The sequence below is a fragment of the Colwellia ponticola genome (assembly GCF_005885605.1).
GTDB lineage: Bacteria > Pseudomonadota > Gammaproteobacteria > Enterobacterales > Alteromonadaceae > Colwellia > Colwellia ponticola.
The window spans coordinates 1-403 of the sequence record NZ_SZVP01000225.1 but is presented as its reverse complement, the minus strand read 5'-3'; the positions used below and the strand labels follow the sequence as shown (position 1 = coordinate 403).

The following is a 403-nucleotide window of genomic DNA, read 5'->3' as shown; positions in this document are numbered from 1 at the left end:
AGGCCGCCTACGACCGCACCGAGCAGTGAGCCGACATTGGTCGATATCTGCAGGATCGCGAATAACCGCGCCCGCCGCGACGGCGCTTCGATACTGACCCCGTAAGCCTGCGCCGGGGCTATATAGCCGGCAAAGGCGCCCTGCAGAAAACGCAGGACCAGGATGACCCAGATGTCACTGAAAAAGGCCAGCCCGAGCTGGGTCAGGGACAACCCCGCGAGTGCGCGGATCATCATCAGCTTGTGGCCGTAGCGATCGCCGATACGGCCCCAGAATGCACTGGTCAGCATGATGCCCAGCATCGGCCCGACGTACACGGCGATGCTGGCGAAGCTGAATACCGACTCCGAGGACGCCAGCCCGCGCAGGTGCACGGGCCAGAACGGCCCGCTCATTTCCATCG

The 403-nt window shown here is 64.0% G+C and carries 1 protein-coding gene; it reads right to left on the bottom strand.

All coding sequences use genetic code 11. The features are described 5' to 3' along the window. Positions 1-403 (bottom strand): MFS transporter (locus tag FCS21_RS16670; protein WP_138624550.1); only part of this gene is annotated, 403 nt, incomplete at both ends.